At 72.5% G+C, this 24,162-nt stretch carries 27 protein-coding genes; 20 read left to right on the top strand and 7 right to left on the bottom strand.

Features of this window, described 5'->3' with window-relative positions; all coding sequences use genetic code 11:
* The first annotated feature begins 135 nt into the window (after nt 1-135).
* The 10 genes from hisD to ABZ135_RS13770 all read left to right on the top strand — a co-directional run bounded on the left by hisD (nt 136) and on the right by ABZ135_RS13770 (nt 7,944).
* Nucleotides 136-1,470: a histidinol dehydrogenase gene (gene hisD, locus ABZ135_RS13815; RefSeq protein WP_356695170.1), complete on the top strand. Its 1,335-nt coding sequence runs from the start codon at nt 136-138 to the stop codon at nt 1,468-1,470.
* On the top strand, nt 1,467-2,597 hold the full coding sequence (locus ABZ135_RS13810) for a histidinol-phosphate transaminase (protein WP_356695168.1): 1,131 nt from the start codon (nt 1,467-1,469) through the stop codon (nt 2,595-2,597). Before hisD ends, ABZ135_RS13810 begins: the two co-directional genes overlap by 4 nt.
* On the top strand, nt 2,594-3,187 hold the full coding sequence (gene hisB, locus ABZ135_RS13805; RefSeq protein ID WP_030492957.1) for an imidazoleglycerol-phosphate dehydratase HisB: 594 nt from the start codon (nt 2,594-2,596) through the stop codon (nt 3,185-3,187). The genes ABZ135_RS13810 and hisB overlap by 4 nt, the downstream gene beginning before the upstream one ends.
* Nucleotides 3,188-3,189: 2 nt before the next feature.
* Complete coding sequence (locus ABZ135_RS13800) at nt 3,190-3,354, top strand: hypothetical protein (protein ID WP_356695166.1); 165 nt, start codon at nt 3,190-3,192, stop codon at nt 3,352-3,354.
* Complete coding sequence (gene hisH / locus ABZ135_RS13795; protein ID WP_356695164.1) at nt 3,351-3,998, top strand: imidazole glycerol phosphate synthase subunit HisH; 648 nt, start codon at nt 3,351-3,353, stop codon at nt 3,996-3,998. The genes ABZ135_RS13800 and hisH overlap by 4 nt, the downstream gene beginning before the upstream one ends.
* A complete protein-coding gene (priA, locus tag ABZ135_RS13790; protein ID WP_356695162.1) occupies nt 3,998-4,729 on the top strand; it encodes a bifunctional 1-(5-phosphoribosyl)-5-((5-phosphoribosylamino)methylideneamino)imidazole-4-carboxamide isomerase/phosphoribosylanthranilate isomerase PriA in 732 nt (243 codons plus the stop codon). The genes hisH and priA overlap by 1 nt, the downstream gene beginning before the upstream one ends.
* The gene (locus ABZ135_RS13785; RefSeq protein WP_356695160.1) at nt 4,726-5,154 is read left to right on the top strand and encodes a RidA family protein; all 429 of its coding nucleotides are present in this window, start codon (nt 4,726-4,728) and stop codon (nt 5,152-5,154) included. The genes priA and ABZ135_RS13785 overlap by 4 nt, the downstream gene beginning before the upstream one ends.
* On the top strand, nt 5,151-5,906 hold the full coding sequence (hisF, locus tag ABZ135_RS13780; protein ID WP_356695158.1) for an imidazole glycerol phosphate synthase subunit HisF: 756 nt from the start codon (nt 5,151-5,153) through the stop codon (nt 5,904-5,906). Before ABZ135_RS13785 ends, hisF begins: the two co-directional genes overlap by 4 nt.
* Nucleotides 5,907-6,025: 119 nt before the next feature.
* On the top strand, nt 6,026-6,625 hold the full coding sequence (locus tag ABZ135_RS13775; RefSeq protein WP_356695156.1) for a helix-turn-helix domain-containing protein: 600 nt from the start codon (nt 6,026-6,028) through the stop codon (nt 6,623-6,625).
* The gene (locus ABZ135_RS13770; RefSeq protein WP_356695154.1) at nt 6,622-7,944 is read left to right on the top strand and encodes an MFS transporter; all 1,323 of its coding nucleotides are present in this window, start codon (nt 6,622-6,624) and stop codon (nt 7,942-7,944) included. Before ABZ135_RS13775 ends, ABZ135_RS13770 begins: the two co-directional genes overlap by 4 nt.
* A gap of 74 nt (nt 7,945-8,018) precedes the next feature.
* Here the strand turns inward: ABZ135_RS13770 and ABZ135_RS13765 are convergent, their stop codons facing one another.
* Entirely contained in the window at nt 8,019-8,660 is a 642-nt protein-coding gene (locus ABZ135_RS13765) for a TIGR03085 family metal-binding protein (protein ID WP_356695152.1), read from the bottom strand.
* Between the two features lie 84 nt (nt 8,661-8,744).
* Here ABZ135_RS13765 and hisI point away from each other — a divergent pair, with 84 nt between their 5' ends.
* The 10 genes from hisI (at nt 8,745) to lgt (ending at nt 18,024) form a co-directional block, all read left to right on the top strand.
* Entirely contained in the window at nt 8,745-9,113 is a 369-nt protein-coding gene (hisI, locus tag ABZ135_RS13760; RefSeq protein ID WP_356695150.1) for a phosphoribosyl-AMP cyclohydrolase, read from the top strand.
* Nucleotides 9,114-9,124: 11 nt separating this feature from the next.
* Entirely contained in the window at nt 9,125-10,618 is a 1,494-nt protein-coding gene (locus ABZ135_RS13755) for an anthranilate synthase component I (RefSeq protein WP_356695148.1), read from the top strand.
* 80 nt (nt 10,619-10,698) lie between these two features.
* A complete protein-coding gene (locus ABZ135_RS13750) occupies nt 10,699-11,352 on the top strand; it encodes a TIGR02234 family membrane protein (RefSeq protein ID WP_356695146.1) in 654 nt (217 codons plus the stop codon).
* Nucleotides 11,353-11,469: 117 nt separating this feature from the next.
* On the top strand, nt 11,470-11,730 hold the full coding sequence (locus ABZ135_RS13745) for an HGxxPAAW family protein (RefSeq protein WP_356695145.1): 261 nt from the start codon (nt 11,470-11,472) through the stop codon (nt 11,728-11,730).
* Between the two features lie 77 nt (nt 11,731-11,807).
* Complete coding sequence (locus ABZ135_RS13740) at nt 11,808-12,371, top strand: DUF2752 domain-containing protein (protein WP_356695143.1); 564 nt, start codon at nt 11,808-11,810, stop codon at nt 12,369-12,371.
* A 133-nt stretch (nt 12,372-12,504) separates the two neighbouring features.
* Nucleotides 12,505-13,314, top strand: a complete 810-nt coding sequence (trpC, locus tag ABZ135_RS13735; RefSeq protein ID WP_356695141.1) for an indole-3-glycerol phosphate synthase TrpC — start codon at nt 12,505-12,507, stop codon at nt 13,312-13,314.
* Nucleotides 13,315-13,899: 585 nt separating this feature from the next.
* A complete protein-coding gene (trpB, locus tag ABZ135_RS13730; protein WP_356695139.1) occupies nt 13,900-15,186 on the top strand; it encodes a tryptophan synthase subunit beta in 1,287 nt (428 codons plus the stop codon).
* Complete coding sequence (gene trpA, locus ABZ135_RS13725; RefSeq protein WP_356695137.1) at nt 15,183-16,001, top strand: tryptophan synthase subunit alpha; 819 nt, start codon at nt 15,183-15,185, stop codon at nt 15,999-16,001. Before trpB ends, trpA begins: the two co-directional genes overlap by 4 nt.
* Nucleotides 16,002-16,065: 64 nt before the next feature.
* A complete protein-coding gene (locus ABZ135_RS13720) occupies nt 16,066-16,902 on the top strand; it encodes a thioredoxin domain-containing protein (protein ID WP_356695135.1) in 837 nt (278 codons plus the stop codon).
* A gap of 93 nt (nt 16,903-16,995) precedes the next feature.
* A complete protein-coding gene (gene lgt, locus ABZ135_RS13715; RefSeq protein WP_356695133.1) occupies nt 16,996-18,024 on the top strand; it encodes a prolipoprotein diacylglyceryl transferase in 1,029 nt (342 codons plus the stop codon).
* A gap of 244 nt (nt 18,025-18,268) precedes the next feature.
* Here the strand turns inward: lgt and ABZ135_RS13710 are convergent, their stop codons facing one another.
* The 6 genes from ABZ135_RS13710 to ABZ135_RS13685 all read right to left on the bottom strand — a co-directional run bounded on the left by ABZ135_RS13710 (nt 18,269) and on the right by ABZ135_RS13685 (nt 24,014).
* Nucleotides 18,269-18,805 carry an arginine repressor gene (locus ABZ135_RS13710; protein ID WP_345490155.1) on the bottom strand — a complete coding sequence of 179 codons (537 nt, stop codon included), beginning with the start codon at nt 18,803-18,805 and terminating at the stop codon, nt 18,269-18,271.
* 7 nt (nt 18,806-18,812) lie between these two features.
* Entirely contained in the window at nt 18,813-20,009 is a 1,197-nt protein-coding gene (locus tag ABZ135_RS13705; protein ID WP_356695131.1) for an acetylornithine transaminase, read from the bottom strand.
* Nucleotides 20,009-20,917 carry an acetylglutamate kinase gene (gene argB, locus ABZ135_RS13700; protein ID WP_356695129.1) on the bottom strand — a complete coding sequence of 303 codons (909 nt, stop codon included), beginning with the start codon at nt 20,915-20,917 and terminating at the stop codon, nt 20,009-20,011. Before argB ends, ABZ135_RS13705 begins: the two co-directional genes overlap by 1 nt.
* The gene (gene argJ / locus ABZ135_RS13695; protein ID WP_356695127.1) at nt 20,914-22,080 is read right to left on the bottom strand and encodes a bifunctional glutamate N-acetyltransferase/amino-acid acetyltransferase ArgJ; all 1,167 of its coding nucleotides are present in this window, start codon (nt 22,078-22,080) and stop codon (nt 20,914-20,916) included. The genes argB and argJ overlap by 4 nt, the downstream gene beginning before the upstream one ends.
* The gene (gene argC, locus ABZ135_RS13690; protein ID WP_356695125.1) at nt 22,077-23,105 is read right to left on the bottom strand and encodes an N-acetyl-gamma-glutamyl-phosphate reductase; all 1,029 of its coding nucleotides are present in this window, start codon (nt 23,103-23,105) and stop codon (nt 22,077-22,079) included. Before argC ends, argJ begins: the two co-directional genes overlap by 4 nt.
* 81 nt (nt 23,106-23,186) lie before the next feature.
* Nucleotides 23,187-24,014 carry a hypothetical protein gene (locus ABZ135_RS13685; RefSeq protein ID WP_356695333.1) on the bottom strand — a complete coding sequence of 276 codons (828 nt, stop codon included), beginning with the start codon at nt 24,012-24,014 and terminating at the stop codon, nt 23,187-23,189.
* Nucleotides 24,015-24,162: the final 148 nt, after the last annotated feature.

Genomic DNA, 24,162 nt, shown 5'->3' with positions numbered 1-24,162 from the left:
TTCGTACAGCCGTTCTTCCCGCTGAGTGACGGACTGAACGCTAACGGTCAGGAGTGGCGACAAGACGCCAGAGTGGCCCGTATCAGCCAGTGATACGGACGACGGACGTTCCTGGCCGTCTGAGAGAATTGACCCGTGATCTCTCGAATCGATCTGCGCGGCGACGCCCTCCCTGAGGGTTCCGCCCTGCGTGACCTGCTGCCCCGTGCCGAGTTCGACGTGGAAGCCGCCCTGGAGAAGGTGCGGCCGATCTGCGAGGGCGTACGGCATCATGGCGCGGCCGCGGTGATCGACTACGGGGAGAAGTTCGACGGCGTCCGCGTCCCGAGCCTGCGCGTCCCCGCCGAGGAGCTGACCCGCGCCCTCGACGAGCTCGACCCGGCCGTCCGCGCCGCCCTGGAGGAGTCGATCCGCCGGGCCCGCCTGGTCCACCGGGAACAGCGCCGCACCACCCACACCACCCAGGTCGTGCCCGGCGGCACGGTCACCGAGAAGTGGATCCCGGTCGAGCGCGTCGGTCTCTACGTGCCGGGCGGGCGTGCCGTCTACCCGTCCTCCGTCGTGATGAACGTCGTCCCGGCCCAGGAGGCCGGTGTCGAGGGCCTGGCCGTCTCCTCCCCGCCGCAGAGGGAGTTCGGCGGCCTGCCGCACCCGACGATCCTGGCCGCCTGCGCCCTGCTCGGCGTCGACGAGGTCTACGCCGCCGGCGGCGCCCAGGCGATCGCCATGTTCGCCTACGGCACCGAGGGCCCCGACGGCTGCGCCCCGGTCAACCTGGTCACCGGTCCCGGCAACATCTACGTCGCCGCCGCCAAGCGCCTCCTCAAGGGCCGTATCGGCATCGACGCCGAGGCCGGCCCGACCGAGATCGCCGTCCTCGCGGACTCGACCGCCGACCCCGTGCACATCGCCGCCGACCTCATCAGCCAGGCCGAGCACGACCCGATGGCCGCCTCGGTCCTCGTCACCGACTCCGAGGAGCTCGCCGAGGCCGTCGAGGCCGAGCTGAAGGCCCAGGTCGCCGTCTCCAAGCACGTCGACGACCGGATCGTCCCCGCCCTCTCCGGCCGCCAGTCCGCGATCGTCCTCGTCGCCGGCCCGGACGACGGCCTCAAGGTCGTCGACGCCTACGGCGCCGAGCACCTGGAGATCCAGACCGCCGACGCCGCCGCCGTCGCCGACCGGGTCCGCAACGCGGGCGCGATCTTCGTCGGCCCCTGGGCGCCGGTCTCCCTCGGCGACTACTGCGCGGGCTCCAACCACGTGCTGCCCACCGGCGGCTGCGCCTGCCACTCCTCGGGCCTGTCCGTGCAGTCCTTCCTGCGCGGTGTCCACATCGTGGACTACACGCGCGACGCGCTCGCCGAGGTCGCCCACCACGTGGTCACCCTCGCCGAGGCCGAGGACCTGCCCGCGCACGGCGCCGCCGTCAAGGCCCGGTTCGGGTGGAAGGTGCCGGAGAGCAAGTGACCTCGAACGACACCCTCCGGATCGACGACCTCCCGATCCGCGACGAGCTGAAGGGCAAGTCGCCCTACGGCGCGCCCCAGCTCGACGTGCCCGTCCAGCTCAACACCAACGAGAACCCCTACCCGCTGCCCGAGCCGCTCGTGGCCCGGATCGCGGAGCGGGTCGCCGAGGCCGCCCGCGGCCTCAACCGTTACCCCGACCGGGACGCGGTCGAGCTGCGCACCGAGCTCGCCCGCTACCTCACCCGTACCGGAAAGCACCCGGTCGAGCGCGGCAACGTGTGGGCCGCCAACGGCTCCAACGAGGTGCTCCAGCAACTGCTGCAGACCTTCGGCGGCCCCGGCCGTACCGCGATCGGCTTCGAGCCCTCGTACTCGATGCACGCCCTGATCGCCCGCGGCACCGGCACCGGCTGGATCTCCGGCCCGCGCAACGAGGACTTCACCATCGACGTGGCGGCGGCGCGGCGGGCGATCGCCGAGAACCGGCCCGACGTCGTCTTCATCACCTCGCCCAACAACCCCACGGGGACGGCGGTCGAGGCCGAGACCGTCCTCGCGCTGTACGAGGCCGCCCAGGCCGCCAAGCCCTCGCTGGTCGTCGTCGACGAGGCATACGTGGAGTTCAGCCACCGGGAGTCGCTGCTGCCCCTCATCGAGGGCCGGCCGCACCTGGTGATCTCCCGGACCATGTCCAAGGCGTTCGGCGCCGCCGGACTGCGCCTGGGCTACCTGGCCGCCCACCCCGCCGTCGTCGACGCCGTGCAGTTGGTCCGCCTCCCGTACCACCTCTCCGCCGTCACCCAGGCCACCGCGCTCGCCGCCCTGGAGCACACCGACACCCTCCTCGGGTACGTCGAGCAGCTCAAGGCCGAGCGCGACCGGCTGGTGGCCGAGCTGCGCGCCATCGGCTACGAGGTCACCGAGTCCGACGCCAACTTCGTCCAGTTCGGACGCTTCGACGGAGCCCGCGGCTCCCACGAGGCATGGCAGAAGATCCTCGACCGGGGCGTCCTGGTCCGGGACAACGGCGTACCGGGCTGGCTGCGGGTCACCGCCGGCACCCCCGAAGAGAACGACGCGTTCCTCGACGCGGTTCGTGAGCTGAAGAAGGAGCAGAACGCATGAGCCGCGTAGGCCGCGTTGAGCGCACCACCAAGGAGACCTCCGTCGTCGTCGAGATCGACCTCGACGGCACCGGAAAGGTCGACGTGTCGACCGGGGTCGGCTTCTACGACCACATGCTGGACCAGCTCGGGCGGCACGGTCTGTTCGACCTGACCGTGAAGACCGACGGCGACCTCCACATCGACTCGCACCACACGATCGAGGACACCGCCCTCGCCCTCGGCGCCGCCTTCAAGCAGGCGCTCGGCGACAAGGTCGGCATCTACCGCTTCGGCAACTGCACCGTCCCGCTGGACGAGTCGCTCGCCCAGGTCACCGTCGACCTCTCCGGCCGCCCGTACCTGGTGCACACCGAGCCCGAGAACATGGCGCCGATGATCGGCTCCTACGACACGACGATGACCCGGCACATCCTGGAGTCCTTCGTCGCCCAGGCGCAGATCGCCCTGCACGTCCACGTCCCCTACGGGCGCAACGCGCACCACATCGTCGAGTGCCAGTTCAAGGCCCTCGCCCGCGCCCTGCGCTACGCCTCCGAGCGCGACCCGCGCGCCGCCGGCATCCTCCCGTCGACGAAGGGCGCGCTGTAACCGTGAACGGACTCTCCACCGTCCTGATCGTCGTCGGGCTCTTCCTGCTCGGCGGCATCTACTCCTTCGTCAAGCAGCAGATGCCCAAGGGCCTGATCGTGCTGCTCTCCATCGGTGCCGCCATGTGCCTGTCGGCCGGCGTCCTGCGTCTGGACGTGTGGTCATGAGCGCGGCCGCACCGAAGAAGGTCGTCGTCTTCGACTACGGCTTCGGGAACGTGCGCTCCGCCGAGCGCGCCCTCGCCCGGGTCGGCGCCGACGTCGAGATCACCCGCGACTACGACAAGGCGATGAACGCCGACGGGCTCCTCGTCCCCGGCGTCGGCGCCTTCTCCGCCTGCATGCGGGGCCTCAAGGACGCCCGCGGCGACTGGATCGTCGGCCGCCGCCTCTCCGGCGGCCGGCCCGTCATGGGCATCTGCGTCGGCATGCAGATCCTCTTCGCCCGGGGCATCGAGCACGGCGTGGAGACCGAGGGCCTCGACGAGTGGCCCGGCACGGTCGAGCCGCTGAAGGCCCCGGTCGTGCCCCACATGGGCTGGAACACGGTCGACGCGCCCGCCGACACCGAGCTCTTCGCGGGCCTGGACGCCGACGCCCGGTTCTACTTCGTGCACTCCTACGGGGTGCGCGACTGGACCCTGGAGGTCGGCAACCCCAACCTCCGCGCGCCCAAGGTCACCTGGGCCACGCACGGCGAGCCGTTCGTCGCCGCGGTGGAGAACGGCGCCCTGTGGGCGACCCAGTTCCACCCCGAGAAGTCCGGCGACGCCGGCGCCCAGCTCCTCACCAACTGGATCGGAACGCTCTGATGTCCCGCACGCTTGAACTGCTCCCCGCCGTGGACGTCCGGGACGGCCAGGCGGTCCGTCTCGTGCACGGCGAGTCCGGCACCGAGACGTCCTACGGCTCCCCGCTGGACGCCGCCCTCGCCTGGCAGCGCTCCGGCGCCGAGTGGCTGCACCTGGTCGACCTGGACGCCGCCTTCGGCACCGGCGACAACCGGGAGCTGGTCCGCCAGGTCACCGAGGCGATGGACATCAAGGTCGAGCTGTCCGGCGGCATCCGCGACGACGCCTCGCTGGCCGCCGCCCTCGCCACCGGCTGCACCCGGGTCAACCTGGGCACCGCCGCCCTGGAGACCCCCGAGTGGGTCGCCAAGGTCATCGCCGAGCACGGCGACCGGATCGCCGTCGGCCTGGACGTGCGCGGCACCACGCTGAAGGGCCGCGGCTGGACCCGCGACGGCGGCGACCTCTACGAGACGCTGGCCCGCCTCGACTCCGAGGGCTGCGCCCGTTACGTCGTCACCGACATCGCCAAGGACGGCACGCTGCAGGGACCCAACCTGGAGCTGCTGCGGAACGTGTGCGCGGCCACCGACAAGCCGGTCGTCGCCTCCGGCGGCGTGTCCTCCCTGGACGACCTGCGCGCCATCGCCGGGCTCGTCCCGCTGGGCGTCGAGGGCGCGATCGTCGGCAAGGCGCTGTACGCGAAGGCGTTCACCCTGGAGGACGCCCTGAAGGCGGTGGCCGCCGCATGAGCGACTCCGTACGCAAGGTGGTGACGGGCGCCCCCTGGGAGGAGCAGTTCGGCTACTCCCGCGCGGTCGAGCTGCCGAACGGGACCGTCCTGGTCTCCGGCTGCACCTCCGTGATCGGCGGCCAGATCGCCGACGGCGGGCCGTACGAGCAGACCGTGAACTCCTTCAACGTGGCCTTCGAGGCCCTCAAGCGGCTGGGCCTGGGCGCCGAGCACGTCGTGCGCACCCGCATGTACCTCACGCACGCGCGGGACGTCGACGAGGTCGGCCGCGCCCACAAGGAGCTGTTCGACGCCGTCCGACCGGCCGCGTCGATGATCATCGTCTCCGGTTTCGTCGACCCGCGCCTGGTCGTGGAGGTCGAGGTCGAGGCGTACCGCCCCGAGGGCGAAGGCCCCGCGGGCGAAGGAGGTGCCGCGGCATGAGCGTCGCCGTACGAGTGATCCCCTGCCTGGACGTGGACAACGGCCGGGTGGTCAAGGGCGTCAACTTCCAGAACCTGCGGGACGCGGGCGACCCGGTCGAGATGGCCAAGCTGTACGACGCCGAGGGCGCCGACGAGCTGACCTTCCTGGACATCACCGCCTCCTCCGGCAACCGGGAGACCACCTACGACGTGGTGCGCCGCACCGCCGAGCAGGTCTTCATCCCGCTGACCGTGGGCGGCGGCGTCCGCTCGGCCGACGACGTCGACCGGCTGCTGCGGGCCGGGGCGGACAAGGTGGGCGTGAACACGGCCGCCATCGCCCGTCCCGAGCTGATCCAGGAGATCGCCGAGCGCTTCGGCCGCCAGGTCCTCGTCCTGTCCGTGGACGCCCGCCGCACGGCGACCGGCTCCTTCGAGGTGACGACGCACGGCGGCCGCAAGGGCACCGGCATCGACGCCGTCGAGTGGGCGCACCGGGCGGCCGAGCTGGGCGCGGGGGAGATCCTGCTCAACTCGATGGACGCGGACGGCACCAAGGACGGCTACGACACGGAGATGATCGCGGCCGTACGCAAGCACGTGACCGTGCCGGTGATCGCGTCCGGCGGTGCGGGGCGGCTGTCCGACTTCCCGCCGGCGATCGAGGCGGGTGCGGACGCGGTGCTCGCGGCGTCGGTGTTCCACTTCGGTGATCTCCGGATCGGCGAGGTCAAGCAGACGCTGCGGGAAGCGGGCCACGAGGTCCGCTGAGGCCGGCTTCCGCCGGTGCTGAGGGGCTCCTCCGGGAGCCCCTCTTCTCGGACCGGATGTGCAGGATTATTTGTGCAATTTCTATTGCGCAAGTTTTCTTGCGTATCTACGGTCAGGGCATGACCCCGCCCTCTTCCGAACCCGAGACCCGCCGGATCACCGATCTCGGCACCCTCAAGGCCATCTCGCACCCGCTGCGCATGCGCCTCTACCGCGCCCTGTTCGTCGCCCGCACCGCCACCGCGTCCCAGCTCGCCGAGCAGGTCGACGAGGCCGTCTCCCTCGTCAGCTACCACCTGCGCAAACTCGCCGACGGCGGGCTCGTAGAGGAGGCTCCCGCCCAGTCTGCCGACGGCCGCGAGCGCTGGTGGCGCCCCAGCTCCTACGGCTTCAGCATCCGCGAGGAGGACATCCGCGACACCCCCGAGCTCGTCGCCGCGAACGCCGCCTTCGGCCGCACCCTCGACGAGCAGCGCACCCAGATGCACCGCCGCTTCCTCGACGAGCGCCTCACCTGGTCCGACGCGTGGCGCTCCGCCGCCGTCAGCTCCGAGTGGCTGCCCCGCCTCACCGCCGCCGAGCTCGCCGCCCTGGGCGAGGAGCTGGACGCCGTCGTCAGGAAGTACGACCAGGCCGCCCGCGCCGCCGAGGCCGCCGGCCACACCGAGGGCCGCGAGAACGTCGCCGTCCACCTCCACGGCTTCCCCTACCGCGCATGACCGCCACCCCGCCGGCCACCGCCGCCCCCTCCCGCGCCGTTCGGCCCGCGCACCGGGACCCCGGGGTGCTGCGCTGGGTCGGCGCGTACACCGCGTCCACCCTGGGGGACAGCGTCTACCACCTCGCGCTCGCCTGGGCCGCCGTCAGCGGCGGCAGCCCCGGCCAGGCGGGGCTCGTCATGGCCGTCGCGGCCGTGCCCCGGGCGCTGCTCCTGCTCGGCGGGGGAGTGGTCGCGGACCGCCTCGGTCCGCGGCGGGTCGTCATCGGATCCGACGCCGTCCGCTGCGTCGTCGTCCTCGGCCTCGCCGCGACCCTCCTCGTCGCCTCGCCCGGCCTGTGGGTCCTCGCCGCCGTCGCCCTCGTCTTCGGGGCGGTCGACGCCCTGTTCCTGCCCGCCGTCGGCGCCCTGCCGCCCCGCATCGCCGCCCGCGACCAGCTCGCCCGCGTCCAGGGCATGCGCGGCCTGGCCCAGCGCCTCGGCGCCGTCGTCGGCGCCCCGCTGGGCGGCCTCGCGGTCGCCGTCGGCGGCCCCTCGACCGCCTTCGGCCTCGCCGGACTGCTCTTCGCCTTCTCGCTGCCCCTGCTGGGCGCGCTCCGGCTGCGCCCGCTGCCCGTCGGCGAGTCGACCGGCACCGGCTCCGGCACCGGCACCGACACCGACACCGATACCGATACCGACACCGGCACCGGCACCCGCACCGGCTCCGGCACCGCGCTCGGCGACCTCGCCGCCGGGCTGCGCTACCTGCGGGGCCACCGCCTCCTCGGCCCTCTGATGGTCATCGTGCTCCTCAGCGACCTCGGCTTCGTCGGCCCGCTCAACGTGGGCCTCGCCGTCCTCGCCGAGCAGCGCGGCTGGGGCGCGTCCGGCATCGGCTGGATCCTCGCCGGCTTCGGCACCGGCGCCGGCGCCGCCTCGCTCGTCCTGACCGTCCGCGGCCGCGTCCCGCGCGCCGGCCTGGTCAGCGGCTGGACCATGCTCCTCGGCGCCGCCGCGATCGCCGCCCTCGGCCACGCCGCACCGCTGCCCGCGGCCGTCGGCCTCGCCCTGGCCGTCGGCCTGTTCGCCGGACTGTCCGGGGCGCTGTGCACCGCGCTACTCCAGACCGCCTGCGACCCCGCCTACCTCGGCCGCGTCACCGCCGTGGCCGGCCTCTGCTCCCTCGGTCTCGCCCCGCTCACCTTCCCGCTCACGGGCACCGCGATCGGCCTGTGGGGCCCCGGCCCGGTGTACGGGGTGAGCGCGGCCGTCTGCGCCCTCTCCGGCGTCTACGGCCTCGTCGTCACCTCCGTACGCAAGGCCGAACTGCCCGGATAGGCCCGCGCCCCGGGCCGCCCCGGGCCGCCCCGGGCCACCTCGGCCGCGCCGGCCGCCCCGAGCGGAAAGCCCGCTCAGATCCCGAGCTGCTTCGCCGTGTGCAGCTTCTCCACGGCCTCCTGCTCCCCGTCCAGCTCCACCTTGGCCGCGTCCTGCCGCCCGAAGAGGAACATCGTCAGCTCGCCCGGCTCGCCGGACACCGTCACCACCGGCGTGCCGCGGTGCGCCACCACCGTCTGGCCGTTCGGGCGGCGCAGCACCAGGCCCACCGGTGCCTTGCGGCCGAGGAGACGCGCGGACTTCTCCAGGCGCGACCACAGCGTGTCGGCGAAGACCGGGTCCAGCTCGCGCGGCGACCAGTCCGGCTGTGCCCGGCGCACGTCCTCGGCGTGGACGTAGAACTCGACGACGTTCGCGCCCTCGTCCACCTGCTTGATCGTGAACGGGGACAGCCGCGGCGGACCCGTACGGATGAGCTGGATCAGCTCCTCGTACGGCTTCCCGGCGAACTCCTCCTGCACCCGGTCGAGCCGCGCCTTCAGCGCCGGCACGGGAACGACGGCGCCGGCCGCCGCGTCCGGGCGGCGCTCCCGCACCACCACATGGGCCGCCAGGTCCCGGGTCCGCCACCCCTCGCAGAGCGTCGGAGCGTCCGGACCGGCCGCCTCCAACAGATCGGCGAGCAGAAGCCGTTCACGCTTGGCATGGGTCGACATGGTCGCCAGCGTACGGCGATCTCCGCCGGTCCGCCCAGTGGACGCACCGCCGGACACCGTCCCCGCTCACGGCACAATGGCGCCATGAGCAGCACGCCCCGGACCCCCAGCGACCTCGACCCGGCCATCGCCGCGCGCCTCAAGCGCGGCGCGGACGGCCTCGTCCCCGCCATCGCCCAGCAGTACGACACCGGCGAGGTGCTCATGCTGGGCTGGATGGACGACGAGGCGCTCCACCGCACCCTCACCACCGGCCGCTGCACCTACTGGTCCCGCAGCCGCCAGGAGTACTGGGTCAAGGGCGACACCTCCGGTCACGTCCAGCACGTCAAGTCGGTCGCCCTCGACTGCGACGCCGACACCGTGCTCGTCAAGGTCGACCAGGTCGGCGCCGCCTGCCACACCGGGGCACGCACCTGCTTCGACGCCGACGTCCTCCTCGCGGCCGAGTAGGGTCTGGCGCCATGGATCTCGAGACCTTCCGCAAGCTGGCGGCCGACCGCCGCGTCATCCCCGTCAGCCGCAGACTCCTCGCGGACGGCGACACCCCGGTCGGGCTCTACCGCAAGCTCGCCGCCGAACGCCCCGGCACCTTCCTCCTCGAATCCGCGGAGAACGGCCGCTCCTGGTCCCGCTACTCCTTCATCGGCGTCCGCAGCGACGCCACCCTGACGGTGCGGGACGGCGCGGCGCACTGGCTCGGCACCCCGCCCGTCGGCGTCCCCGTCGACGGCGACCCGCTCGCCGCCCTGCGCGCCACCGTCGAGGCCCTCCACACTCCCCGTGACCTGGCCTCCGGCATGCCGCCGTTCACCGGCGGCATGGTCGGCTACCTCGGCTACGACATCGTCCGCCGTCTGGAGCGCATCGGCGAGCACGGCCGCGACGACCTGAGGCTGCCCGAGCTCACCATGCTGCTCACCAGCGACCTCGCCGTCCTCGACCACTGGGACGGCACGGTCCTGCTGATCGCCAACGCGATCAACCACAACGACCTGGACACCGGGGTCGACGAGGCGTACGCGGACGCCGTCGCCCGCCTCGACGCGATGGAGGCCGACCTGGCCCGCCCCGTCGCGACCGTCCCCGCCGCCCTGCCCGCCTCCGAGCTGCCGGAGTTCTCCGCGCTGTGGGGCGGCCCGGCCTACCAGGACGCCGTCGAGGACATCAAGGAGCGCATCCGGGCCGGCGAGGCGTTCCAGGTCGTGCCCTCGCAGCGGTTCGAGACCCCCTGCACCGCCTCCGCCCTCGACGTCTACCGGGTGCTGCGGGCCACCAACCCCTCCCCGTACATGTACCTCTTCCGCTTCGAGAACGGCTTCGACGTCGTCGGCTCCTCGCCCGAGGCCCTGGTCAAGGTCGAGGACGGGCACGCGATGCTCCACCCGATCGCCGGCACCCGGCACCGCGGCGCGACCCCGCAGGAGGACCACGACCTCGCCGAGGAACTGCTCGCCGACCCCAAGGAGCGCGCCGAGCACCTCATGCTCGTCGACCTCGGCCGCAACGACCTCGGCCGGGTCTGCGAGCCGGGCTCCGTCGAGGTCGTCGACTTCATGTCGATCGAGCGCTACTCGCACGTCATGCACATCGTCTCCACCGTGACCGGCAAGGTCGCCGAGGGGAAGACCGCCTTCGACGTCCTCACCGCCTGCTTCCCCGCCGGCACCCTCTCCGGGGCGCCCAAGCCGCGCGCGATGCAGATCATCGAGGAGCTCGAACCCTCCCGCCGCGGCCTGTACGGCGGCTGCGTCGGCTACCTCGACTTCGCCGGCGACTCCGACACCGCCATCGCCATCCGTACGGCGCTGCTGCGCGACGGCACCGCGTACGTGCAGGCGGGCGCAGGCGTCGTCGCCGACTCCGACCCGCTCGCCGAGGACAACGAGTGCCGCAACAAGGCGGCGGCCGTCCTCCGGGCCGTCCACACGGCGAACCGGATGACCACGGCCGGGTGACCGCGACCGGAGGGCCATGACGGGCCACCTCGACCGGGTCACGACGACCGGATGACCGGCTTTTGGGCCGGTAGGGGATAGTGGGGTACGTGAGTGCCGTACCCGTACCCCAGCCCCGAGCCGCCCGAACGGGCGGCGCCGCCCCCTCCGGCGCCCGCCGCAGCCTGGCCGCGGCCCTGCTGCTCGGCGCCCTCGGAGCCACCGTCGTACTGCTCTCCGCCGGCCAGATCTGGGCCGAGGGCACCGCTTCCGTCGGCGGCGGCACCGTCCCGGTGGAAGCCGACGGCGGCGCCGTCACCGGCGTGCCGACCGCGCTCGCCATCGTCGGCCTCGCCGCGCTCGTCGCCGTCTTCGCCGTCCGCCGCGCCGGCCGCACCCTGGTCGCCGCCCTGCTCGCCCTCAGCGGCGCCGGAGCGGCCGTCGCCGCCGTCCTCGGCGCCTCCGACAGCGCCGCCCTGAACGCCGAGGCCGCCCGCATCAGCGGCAACACCTCCGCCGTCGTCGGCGGCCTCAGCCACACCGCCTGGCCGTACGTCACCGCCGCCGGCGCCCTCCTGATCCTCGCCGCCGGGCTCTTCGCGCTCCGCTTCGGCACCTCCTGGCCCGCCATGGGCGGACGCTACGAGCGCTCCGGCGCCCCCCGCGCCGCGCGCCGCCCCGCGCCCGTCGACCCCGACCGCCCCGAGGACCTGTGGAAGGCCCTCGACCGCGGCGAGGACCCGACGCACGGGTAGCGTGCTCCCCGCACCGGTCGCGACGCGTGACCGTTCGGGCACCCCGATTCATCGCCGCGCCCGCATGTGCGGAAGAATGAGTCGTCACCACCGAGCAACACCAACGAGGAGCAACTCATGGCGGGCAGCGCCCACGGACACACCCCGGCCGCCTGGACCGGTGTCATCATCTCCTTCATCGGCTTCTGCATCGCCGGAGTCTTCATGGTGGCGGCCAACGTGCCCGGTTTCTGGGCCGGTATCGGCGTCACCCTCCTCGGCGGTGTCGTCGGCGGTGCGATGAAGATCGCGGGCCTCGGCATGCCGAAGGAGTCGGCCGCCGTCGCCGCCGCCCGCGAGGCCGCGACCAGCCGCGCGCTCGAGAAGGCCCGCGCCTGACACCCCCGCGTCACCCCGAAGGCGCAGCCCCGCGACACGGGGCTGCGCCTTCGCGCGTCAGCGGCGAGAATCACCGGGTGGACCCGAACCCGACGGCGGGAGCCGTGCCCGACCCGAAGACCCTCCCGGCCCCCTGGGGGCCCGCCTCCGGCCCGCACCGGGCGGCCCCGCACCAGGACCCGTACCAGCACTCGTACCAGGCCCCCCACCAGGAGCCGTACGGCACTACCCCGCCGCCGCCCAAGCCGCTCGCCCGACGGCTGCTCGCCCCGCTCGGCGCCCTCGCCGGCGTCGCCGCCGCCTTCGCGTACGTCGGGACCGTCGACCCCAACGAGCCCGGCCACTACCCCGTCTGCCCCCTCCTGCGCTTCACCGGCGTCTACTGCCCCGGCTGCGGCGGCCTGCGCAGCGCCCACGCCTTCGCCCACGGCGACCTCGGCGCCGCCCTCGGGTCCAACGCGCTCGCCGTCGTCGGCTACGGGATCTTCGCGGTCGTCATGGTCCTCTGGCTGGTTCGCGCCGTCCGCGGCGTGCCGATGCGGTTCGTGATCCCCACGGCCTGGTGGTGGGGGATCGGCGCCGTCCTGGCCGTCTTCACCCTCGTACGGAACCTTCCCTTCGGCTCCGCGCTGGCCCCCTGACCTCGCCCGACCCCGCCGGGAAGTCCCAGTAAATGGGACGCGGCTCCAACCGATGCGGGTTGGGAGCCCACCTGCGGATACCATCGACATGGCTGAACAACACCGTCACCAGTCCCGGAAGGGGGCCTCTCGCGTGAGTGTGCTCGACGAGATCATCGAAGGCGTGCGCGCCGACCTCGCAGAGCGGCAGGCGCGGGTCTCCCTCGACGAGCTCAAGGAGCGCGCCGCCAAGGCCCCGCAGGCCAAGGACGGCGTCGCCGCACTGCGCGGCGACGGCGTCAAGGTGATCTGCGAGGTCAAGCGCTCCAGCCCGTCCAAGGGCGCGCTCGCCGCCATCGCCGATCCGGCCGGCCTCGCCGCCGACTACGAGGCGGGCGGTGCCGCCGTCATCTCCGTCCTCACCGAGCAGCGCCGCTTCGGCGGCTCGCTCGCCGACCTGGAGGCCGTGCGCGCCCGGGTCGACATCCCGGTCCTGCGCAAGGACTTCATCGTCACCGCGTACCAGCTCTGGGAGGCGCGGGCGTACGGCGCGGACCTCGCGCTGCTCATCGTCGCCGCCCTGGAGCAGGAGGCCCTGGTCTCCCTCATCGAGCGGGCCCAGTCCATCGGTCTGACGCCGCTGGTCGAGGTCCACGACGAGGAAGAGGTCGAGCGGGCCGTCGAGGCGGGCGCCCGTGTCATCGGCGTCAACGCCCGTAACCTGAAGACCCTCAAGGTGGACCGCTCCACCTTCGAGCGCGTCGCCCCCGAGATCCCGGCCGGCATCGTCAAGATCGCCGAGTCCGGCATCCGCGGCCCGCACGACCTGATCGCCTACGCCAACGCCGGGGCCGACGCGGTCCTGGTGGGCGAGTCGCTGGTCACCGGGCGCGACCCCAAGGCCGCCGTCGCCGACCTCGTCGCCGCCGGCGCCCACCCGGCCCTCCGGCACGGCCGGAGCTGACCGCACCATGCCCATCGCCGCCCGCCTCGCCCGTGGCTGCCGCCCCCGCGGCTGCCGCGCGCCGGCGCGCCGGGTGCACGGGCGTCGCGTGCGGTACGTGATCGGCGACGAGCCGGGTCAGGTCAACGGCATGCGATGGCGCCCGCGCCAAGCGCGCGTCTCCTGACGTCTTCTCCGTAGCGCCCCGGCGCCCGCGTGGGCCTGCGGCCCGCCCGTCGCCTCCCGTTGTGGGCATTCGTTCCGCTGGGGCGGAACGGGTGGGCACAACGGACGGCGCCCCTTGCCGGGCCTAGGCTCCTGTTGCTTTGACCCGCACCGCGAGTGCGGTGCCGTCGTGGTGCGGCTAGGAACAGGTGCGGAACGCGCCCGCATGGGCGCCGTCCCGTGTGCCCACCCGTCCCGCCCTGCGGGACGATTGCCCACACGGGCGGGCCACAGGCCCGCACCGGCGCGAGGGCGGGCACCGCCCTGCGGGACGATTGCCCACATGGGGGCGGGGGCCTGCGGACGTACAGGCGACGCGCGCACGCCGTGATCACAACCGTACGCGTAACCCGGGGCACCCGCCCCGCGAGGAGCAACCGCATGACGATCAGCGAGTTCTTCATCCCCGACCCGGAGGGTCAGGTCCCGTCTCCCGAGGGCTACTTCGGGGCCTACGGCGGCAAGTTCATCCCGGAGGCCCTCGTCGCCGCCGTCGACGAGGTCGCCGTCGAGTACGACAAGGCCAAGAACGACCCCGAGTTCGCCCGCGAGCTCAACGACCTGATGGTCCACTACACGGGCCGGCCCAGCGCCCTCACCGAGGTGCCCCGGTTCGCCGAGCACGCCGGCGGCGCGCGGATCTTCCTCAAGCGGGAGGACCTCAACCACACCGGCTCGCACAAGATCAACAACGTGCTCGGCCAGGCCCTGCTGACCAAGCGCATGGGCAAGACCCGCGTCATCGCCGAGACCGGCGCCGGACAGCACGGTGTCGCCACCGCCACCGCCTGCGCCCTGTTCGGCCTCGACTGCACCATCTACATGGGCGAGATCGACACCCAGCGGCAGGCCCTCAACGTCGCCCGCATGCGCATGCTCGGCGCCGAGGTCGTCGCCGTGAAGTCCGGCAGCCGCACCCTCAAGGACGCCATCAACGAGGCGTTCCGCGACTGGGTCGCCAACGTCGACCGCACCCACTACCTCTTCGGCACCGTCGCGGGCCCGCACCCCTTCCCCGCCATGGTGCGCGACTTCCACCGGGTCATCGGCGTCGAGGCCCGCCGGCAGATCCTGGAGCGCGCCGGCCGCCTCCCCGACGCGGCGATCGCCTGCGTCGGCGGCGGATCCAACGCCATCGGCCTCTTCCACGCCTTCATCCCGGACGCCTCCGTCCGGCTGATCGGCTGCGAACCGGCCGGCCACGGCGTCGAGACCGGCGAGCACGCCGCCACCCTCACCGCCGGCGAGCCCGGGATCCTCCACGGCTCCCGCAGCTACGTCCTCCAGGACGAGGAGGGCCAGATCACCGAGCCGTACTCGATCTCGGCCGGGCTCGACTACCCCGGCATCGGCCCCGAGCACGCCTTCCTCAAGGACAGCGGCCGCGGCGAGTACCGGGCCGTCACCGACGACGCCGCCATGCAGGCCCTGCGGCTGCTGTCCCGCACCGAGGGCATCATCCCGGCCATCGAGTCGGCCCACGCCCTGGCCGGAGCCCTGGAGGTCGGCAAGGAGCTCGGCAAGGACGGGCTGCTCGTCGTCAGCCTCTCCGGGCGCGGCGACAAGGACATGGACACCGCCGCTCGCTACTTCGGGCTGTACGACACGGACGCCACGGTGGCCGCCGACCAGGCCGGCACCGCCGAGATCGAGGGGGACGCCAAGTGACCGGGAACATCGAGCTGCTCGGCCACACCCTCGCTCAGGCGAAGGCCGAGAACCGGGCCGCGCTCATCGCCTACCTCCCGGCCGGATTCCCGACCGTGGACGGCGGCATCGCCGCGATCAAGGCGGTCTTCGACGGCGGCGCCGACATCGTCGAGGTCGGCCTGCCGCACAGCGACCCGGTCCTCGACGGGCCGGTCATCCAGACCGCCGACGACATCGCCCTGCGCGGCGGCGTCAAGATCGCCGACGTGATGCGCACGGTGAAGGAGGCGCACGAGGCCACCGGCAAGCCGGTCCTCGTGATGACCTACTGGAACCCCATCGACCGCTACGGCGTCGAGCGCTTCACCGAGGAGCTCGCCGCCGCCGGCGGCGCCGGCTGCATCCTGCCCGACCTGCCGGTCCAGGAGTCCGCCCTCTGGAGGGAGCACGCCGACAAGCGCGGACTCGCCACCGTCTTCGTCGTCGCCCCCAGCAGCAGGGACGAGCGCCTCGCCACCATCACCGCGGCCGGCTCCGGCTTCGTCTACGCCGCCTCGCTCATGGGGGTCACCGGCACCCGCGAGTCCGTCGGCGAACAGGCGGCCGACCTCGTCCGCCGCACCCGGGCCGCCGGCGACCTGCCGGTCTGCGTCGGTCTCGGCGTCTCCAACGCGGCCCAGGCGAAGGAGGTGGCCGGCTTCGCCGACGGCGTGATCGTCGGCTCCGCCTTCGTCCAGCGGATCCTCGACGCCGACGGCGACGAGAAGGCCGCGCTCGGCGCCGTAAGGGAACTGGCGGCCGAACTCGCCGAGGGCGTCCGCCGCACCTCGTAACCCATACGGGTGGATTCACGACCGGGGAGGCGCGCACGTGCCTCCCCGGTTCGTTGCTGTGGGCGTGAGCGAGAAGAACCGAGACGGTAGTAGCAGGAGCGCGCGGGAGCGCCTCCAACAGCAGCGCGAGCGCGAGAAGGCCCGCGAGAAGCAGCGACGTGTCCTCATCGTGTCGGCCGCGGTGGTCGGTGTCCTCGGCCTGGCCGCGGTCGTCGGCGTGATCGCCGCCAACACCGGGGGCAAGGGCAGCTCGGACAAGGCCGGCCCGGTCGTCCCCCCGGCCGGCGCCGTCGGCGGCGACAAGCCGGCCATCCAGACCGGCAGGGCGGACGCCCCGTCCACCCTCGCCGTCTGGGAGGACTTCCGCTGCCCGGCCTGCGCCTCCTTCGAGAACGCCTTCCGGGACACCATCCACGAGCTGGAGGCGTCCGGCGCGCTCAAGACCGAGTACCACCTCGCCACCCTGATCGACCGGAACATGGGCGGCAGCGGCTCCCTGCGGGCCGCCAACGCCGCCGCCTGCGCCCAGGACGCCGGGAAGTTCACCGCGTACCACGACGTGCTGTACATCAACCAGCCGCAGGAGACCGACGACGCGTTCGCGAAGAACGACAAGCTGATCGAGCTCGCCGCGAAGGTCCCCGGGCTGGACACGCCCGCCTTCCGGAGCTGTGTCGAGGACGGCACCCACGACGGCTGGGTCGACAAGTCGAACGAGGCGTTCCGCAAGAGCGACTTCCGCGGCACGCCGTCCGTCCTGCTGAACGGCGAATCGATCTTCCCGACGAAGGGGAACGAGCAGATCTCCCCGGAGAACCTGAAGAAGTGGGTCGCCGAGGCCAACAAGGGCAAGAAGCCGGGCACCGCCTCCCCGGCCGCCGGAGCCGCTCCGTCCCGGTAGCCGCGTCCCCGTGGCTTTCGCCCCGGTAGTTACGGAGACGTTGCCGGGGCGGCTGCCGTCGGGCCCGCCCGGCAGGGTAGCGTCGGTCCTGCCATGGACCTTGCCTACATTCCCAGCCCGTCGACCGGCGTGATCAATCTCGGACCGATCCCGCTGCGCGGCTATGCCTTCTGCATCATCATCGGTGTCTTCGTCGCCGTCTGGCTCGGCAACAGGCGCTGGATCGCCCGGGGCGGCACCGCCGGCACGGTCGCCGACATCGCCGTCTGGGCGGTGCCGTTCGGCCTCGTCGGCGGCCGGCTCTACCACGTGATCACCGACTACCAGTTGTACTTCAGCGAGGGTGAGAACTGGGTCGACGCCTTCAAGATCTGGGAGGGCGGTCTCGGCATCTGGGGCGCCATCGCGCTCGGCGCGGTCGGCGCCTGGATCGGCTGCCGCCGCCGTGGCATCCCGCTCCCGGCCTACGCGGACGCCATCGCGCCCGGCATCGCGCTGGCCCAGGCCATCGGCCGCTGGGGCAACTGGTTCAACCAGGAGCTGTACGGCAGGCCGACCGACCTGCCGTGGGGCCTGAAGATCAGTGCCGGCGCCAACCGGGTCGAGGGCGTCTACCACCCGACCTTCCTCTACGAGTCGCTGTGGTGCGTCGGCGTCGCGCTCCTGGTCATCTGGGCCGACCGCCGCTTCACGCTGGGCCACGGCCGGGCCTTCGCGCTCTACGTCGCCGCGTACTGCGCGGGCCGCGGCTGGATCGAGTACATGCGGGTCGACGAGGCCCACCACATCCTCGGTCTGCGGCTGAACGTATGGACCGCGATCATCGTGTTCCTGCTGGCCGTCACGTACATCGTGATCTCGGCGAAGGTCCGTCCGGGCCGCGAGGAGATCGTGGAGCCGAAGAAGGCGACCGGTTCCGGCGAGACGCCCGCCGAGAGCGACGCCGACGACGAGACCGCCGAGGACGCGGCCCCGTCCGACAAGGTCTCCGTGGTCAAGGACGCGACGGGCACGAAGGACGCGAAGGCCGAGAGCGAGGCCGAGGCCGACGCGGCCGAGGACGGCGCCGAGGCCGAGGCCAAGGACAAGGACGGTGCCGGCAACGGCGCCGGCGGGCGCTGACCCGTCCGCACAACGCACGGCGGAGGGCCGCCGGGACCACGGGTCCCGGCGGCCCTCCGCCGTTTTCCGTGCTCTCGGCGGCCTAGGCCGTGTCTTTCGGATCTTGCCGGGCTCGCGGCGTCTGGCACGCACGTTCGCCGCGTTGTCGTCGGTCGCCGATGCTCCGCATGGACTCCCTCCTCCGCCTTGCGATCGCACGCACCAGACGCCGCTCCCTGATCCGGCCTGATCCAAAAGACACGGCCTAACGCTCCTTCTGGGCGAGGCGCAGGAGGTGGTCGGCGAGGGCCTGGCCGCCGACCGGGTCGCGGGAGATGAGCAGCAGGGTGTCGTCGCCCGCGATCGTGCCGAGGATCGCGTGGAGTTCGGCCTGGTCGATGGCCGACGCGAGGAACTGGGCGGCGCCCGGCGGGGTGCGGAGCACCACCAGGTTGGCCGATGCCTCGGCGGAGATCAGCAGTTCGCCGGAGAGGCGGCGCATGCGCTCCTCCTTGGCGGACTCGCCCAGCGGGGCCTGCGGGGTGCGGAAGCCGCCCTCGCTGGGCACGGCGTAGATGAGTTCGCCGCCGGTGTTGCGGATCTTCACCGCGCCGAGCTCGTCGAGGTCGCGGGAGAGCGTCGCCTGGGTGACGCTCAGCCCGTCGTCGGCGAGGAGCTTGGCGAGCTGGCTCTGCGAGCGCACCGGCTGCCGGTTGAGGATGTCGACGATCCTGCGGTGGCGCGCGGTGCGGGTCTGCGGAACCGACGGCCCTCCGTGCTCGATTTCCTGCGCGTCGGTCATCGTCGTCTCATTCTCCGGTTCGTCCTTGCCCGTTCGCCTCGTCGAGGACACCGGGCAGGGCCTGGAGGAAGGCGTCCACCTCCGCGTCGCCGATGACGAGCGGCGGCATGAGCCGTACGACATCGGGGGCGGGCGCGTTCACCAGGAGACCGGCGTCCTGAGCCGCCTCCTGCACCTGCGGCGCGAGGGACTCGGTGAGCACGATACCCAGCAGAAGGCCCGAGCCACGGACGTGGGAGACCAGTGGGTGACCCGATGCCTCGATTCCGTCGCGCAGCTTCTCGCCGAGCCGCTTGACCTCGTCGAGGCGGCCGTCGGCGACGAGGGTGTCGAGGACGGCGAGTCCGGCGGCGCAGGCGACGGGGTTGCCGCCGAAGGTGGTGCCGTGGTGGCCGGGCGTGAAGAGCTCGGCGGCCGCGCCGAAGGCGACGGTCGCGCCGATCGGCAGGCCGCCGCCGAGGCCCTTGGCGAGGGTGACCACATCGGGGTCGACGCCCTCGTGCGCCTGGTGCTCGAACCAGTGGCCGGTCCGGCCGATGCCGGTCTGCACCTCGTCGAGGACGAGGAGGGTGCCGGTGGCGCGGGTGATCTCGCGGGCCGCCTTCAGGTAGCCGGCGGGCGGGACGACGACGCCGTTCTCGCCCTGGATCGGCTCGATGACGACGAAGGCGGTGTCCTCGGTGACGGCGGCGCGCAGGGCGTCGACGTCGCCGTACGGCACGTGGGTGACGTCGCCGGGCAGCGGCAGGAAGGGGGTCTGCTTGCCGGGCTGGCCGGTCAGGGCGAGGGCGCCCATGGTCCGGCCGTGGAAGCCGCCGGTGGTGGCGACCATGTGGCGGCGGCCGGTGAGCCGGCCGAGCTTGAAGGCGCCTTCGTTGGCCTCGGCGCCGGAGTTGCAGAAGAAGACCTTGCCGGGGCGGCCGAAGAGGCCGAGGAGCCGTTCGGCGAGGGCGACGGGGGGCTCGGCGACGAACAGGTTGGAGACGTGGCCGAGGGAGGCGATCTGCCGGGAGACGGCCTCGACGACGGCCGGGTGGGCGTGGCCGAGGGCGTTGACGGCGATGCCGCCGACGAAGTCCAGGTACTCCTTGCCGTCGGCGTCCCAGACCCGGGCGCCCTCGCCGCGGACGAGCGGCAGCCGGGGCGTGCCGTAGTTGTCCATCAGCGCGTCCTGCCACCGCTGGGTCAGATCGGCGTTGCTCATCACGACTCCCCCGTCGTCTCGTCGGGCACGACCATCGTGCCGATGCCTTCGTCCGTGAAGATCTCCAGCAGGATCGAGTGCTGGACGCGGCCGTCGATGACGCGGGCCGTGGTGACGCCGTTGCGTACGGCGTGGAGGCAGCCCTCCATCTTGGGGACCATGCCGCTGGAGAGCTCGGGAAGGAGTTTCTCCAGTTGGCTCGCGGTGAGCCGGCTGATGACCTCGTCGCTGTTCGGCCAGTCCTCGTAGAGGCCCTCGACGTCGGTCAGGACCATCAGCGTTTCGGCGCCCAGCGCCGCAGCGAGTGCCGCAGCCGCCGTATCAGCATTGACGTTGTAGACATGGTCGTCGTCCTGGGAGCGGGCGATGGAGGAGACGACGGGGATGCGTCCGTCGTCGAGGAGCGCCTGGATGGCGCCGGTGTCGATGGCGGTGATCTCGCCGACCCGGCCGATGTCGACCTGCTCGCCGGCGATCACCGGCTGGTGCCTGGTGGCGGTGATGGTGTGGGCGTCCTCGCCGGTGAGGCCGACGGCGAAGGCGCCGTGCCGGTTGAGCAGGCCGACGAGCTCGCGCTGGACCTGGCCGGCGAGGACCATCCGTACGACGTCCATGGCCTCGGGGGTGGTGACCCGCAGGCCGGCCTTGAACTCGCTGACCAGGCCGGCCCGGTCGAGGGCGGCGCTGATCTGGGGGCCGCCGCCGTGCACGACGACCGGCTTGAGGCCGGCGTGGCGCAGGAAGACGACGTCCTGGGCGAAGGCGGCCTTGAGGTCGTCGTCGATCATGGCGTTGCCGCCGAACTTGATGACGACGGTCTTGCCGTGGTGACGGGTGAGCCAGGGCAGTGCCTCGATGAGGATCTGCGCCTTGGGCAGGGCCTTGTGCTTCCGCGTGGTGTGGGTCATGACGAGTACGCGCTGTTCTCGTGGACGTAGTCGGCAGTGAGGTCGTTGGCCCAGATGACGGCGGACTCCGACCCGGCGGCGAGGTCGGCGGTGATGACGACCTCCCGGTAGCGCATGTCGACGAGCTCGCGGTCCTCGCCGACGGAGCCGTTCTTGCAGACCCAGACGCCGTTGATGGCGACGTTGAGCGCGTCGGGCTCGAAGGCGGCGGAGGTGGTGCCGATGGCGGACAGCACCCGGCCCCAGTTGGGGTCCTCGCCGTGGATGGCGCACTTGAGGAGGTTGTTGCGGGCGATGGACCGGCCGACCTCGACGGCGTCGTCCTCGGTGGCCGCGTTGATCACCTCGATGCGGATGTCCTTGCTGGCGCCCTCGGCGTCGCCGATGAGCTGGCGGGCGAGGTCGGCGCAGACCTCCCGTACGGCCTCGGCGAACGCGTCCCGGGCGGGGGTGACGCCGGCGGCGCCGGAGGCGAGGAGGAGGACGGTGTCGTTGGTGGACATGCAGCCGTCGGAGTCGACCCGGTCGAAGGTGAGCCGGGTGGCCTGCCGGAGCGCGGAGTCCAGGTCCTCGGCGCCGAGGTCGGCGTCGGTGGTGAGGACGACGAGCATGGTGGCGAGGCCGGGGGCGAGCATGCCGGCGCCCTTGGCCATGCCGCCGACGGTCCAGCCGTCCTTCGTCACGACGGCGGTCTTGTGGACGGTGTCGGTGGTCTTGATGGCGATGGCGGCCTTCTCGCCGCCGTGCTCGGAGAGCTCGCCGGCGGCCTTCTCGACGCCCGGCAGCAGCTTGTCCATGGGGAGCAGGACGCCGATGAGGCCGGTGGAGGCGACGGCGACCTCGCCCGCGCCGACGGGCGTGCCCTGGGCGCTGAGCACCTCGGCGACCTTCTCGGCGGTGGCGTGGGTGTCCTGGAAGCCCTTCGGTCCGGTGCAGGCGTTGGCGCCGCCGGAGTTGAGGACGACGGCGGTCAGCTCGCCGTCGGCGAGGACCTGCTGGGACCAGAGGACGGGGGCGGCCTTGACGCGGTTGGAGGTGAAGACTCCCGCGGCGGCGCGGCGGGGCCCGGTGTTGACCACGAGGGCCAGGTCCGGGTTGCCGTTCTCCTTGATCCCGGCCGCGATGCCCGCGGCCGTGAATCCCTTCGCTGCGGTGACGCTCATGGAGCGACTCCAATCGTGGAAAGTCCGGTGTCCTCGGGCAGCCCGAGGGCGATGTTCATGCTCTGCACCGCGCCGCCGGCGGTGCCCTTGGTGAGGTTGTCGATGGCGCTGATCGCGATGATCCGGTGCACGGACTCGTCGTAGGCGACCTGGAGCTGTACGGCGTTGGAACCCTGCACGGACGCGGTGGAGGGCCACTGGCCCTCGGGCAGCAGGTGGACGAACGGCTCGTCGGCGTATGCCTTTTCGTACGCGGTGCGCAGGCTGTCGGCGGTGACGCCGGGCCGGGCGGGGGCCGAGCAGGTGGCGAGGATGCCGCGGGGCATGGGGACGAGGGTCGGCGTGAAGGACACGGCCACGCGCTCGCCGGCCACGGCGCTGAGGTTCTGGATCATCTCGGGGGTGTGCCGGTGGCCGCCGCCGACGCCGTACGGGGTGACGTTGCCCATGACCTCGCTGCCGAGCAGGTGCGGCTTGAGGGCCTTGCCGGCGCCGGAGGTGCCGGTGGCGGCGACGATCACCGCTTCCGGCTCGGCGAGCCCGTCCGCGTAGGCGGGGAAGAGCGCGAGCGAGACGGAGGTGGGGAAGCAGCCGGGCACCGCGACGCGCTTGGACCCCTCCAGCGCGGCGCGGGCACCCGGCAGTTCGGGCAGGCCGTAGGGCCAGGTGCCGGCGTGCGGGGAGCCGTAGAACCTCTCCCAGTCGGCGGCGTCGGCGAGCCGAAAGTCGGCCCCCATGTCGATGACGAGCACGTCCGGCCCGAGCTGCTCGGCGACGGCGGCGGACTGCCCGTGCGGCAGCGCGAGGAACACGACGTCGTGCCCGGCGAGGACCTCGGCGCTGGTGTCCTCCAGGACCCGCTCGGCGAGCGGCAGCAGATGCGGCTGGAGCCCGCCGAGCCGCTGACCGGCGTTGGAGTGGGCGGTCAGAGCGCCGATCTCGACGTGGGGGTGCGCGAGGAGGAGGCGGAGAAGCTCTCCGCCCGCGTAACCACTCGCACCCGCGACTGCTGCTCGTACCGTCATGGAAACCCTCCTCATGGATGGCATGACTATACGCGCGACCGCACTTTTATGCAAAGACCTGACGTGACCTTGGACGCCGGTTCAGGTGCCGGTCGCTCGGGCCGCCCGGGGCTGGGCGCGCAGCGCGGGCAGCCGGGCGCGGTCATCCGCTCCGGCCAGGCTCTCGCCCAGGGTCAGTAGGGAGAGGAGCCGCACCGGCCGGCCGGTTGTGGCGGCGGCCTCGAGCTTGTGGTGACCGTCGAGGAGGAAGTGGGTCAGGCCCCAATGCGCGGACGGATCGTCTCCCAAGCCGAGGGACGGCCGGCACACGTCCAGCGTGGAGACAGCGACCGCCGTGGGAACCGTTCCCCGCTCCATGAGCGCGATGTACTCCTCGACCCGCTCCCTTTCGTTCCACGTCGGGGGGACCATGGGCACGACGAATTCATAGAGGTGGGCGCCCGCGTCGACCGCGGTCTCGAAGGTCCGGTAGTACGGGGTGTGCGGGTATTCGGGGAGGCCCCAGAACTGGTCGATCCCCCACGTCGTGACCTGCTCGTCGCTGAAGTAGTCCCCTTCCTTGCCGGGGATGATCAGCCGGGGTTCCACGCTCAGGAGCAGCGGAAGGTATTCGCCCTCCGGCAGCAACGCACCGAACGCATCGATCACGCCGCCGTCCTCCGGATCTTCCAGTGGACCGGTGAGCCGTTCCCGCACCCCCTCCAGGGACAACTTCTCTCTCGCGGTTTCCAGTCGGCGGAACAGCAGCGGGCACGTCCCACAGTAGAAGCTGAGCTCGAAGGCGGGCTCGTCGTCGACCATGAGCAGGCGGCGCCGCGGCCCGCCGCCGAGCTTCTGCAGTTCCGTCCCGAAGCGCAACCGCGCCTCGGAGGCGACGCCGAGCCTGCGGGGATCACCCGTTCTGATCATCACCGGCCGACCGTACGTCACGCTGTGGATCGGCTCCACCGAGTACGGAGCCGCCATGGCGGCCACTCGTGGTCGAGTCCGCCCGCCGCGTACGGGAGCACACCGCGGGCGCAGGGGCCGTCACGACGGGGGAAAAACCGGATGCGTC

This window comes from Streptomyces sp. NPDC006339, from assembly GCF_040612775.1.
In the GTDB taxonomy this organism is placed as follows: Bacteria; Actinomycetota; Actinomycetes; order Streptomycetales; family Streptomycetaceae; genus Streptomyces.
Note: the sequence above shows the minus strand (reverse complement) of the source record. Positions and strands in the feature narration are given on the sequence as shown.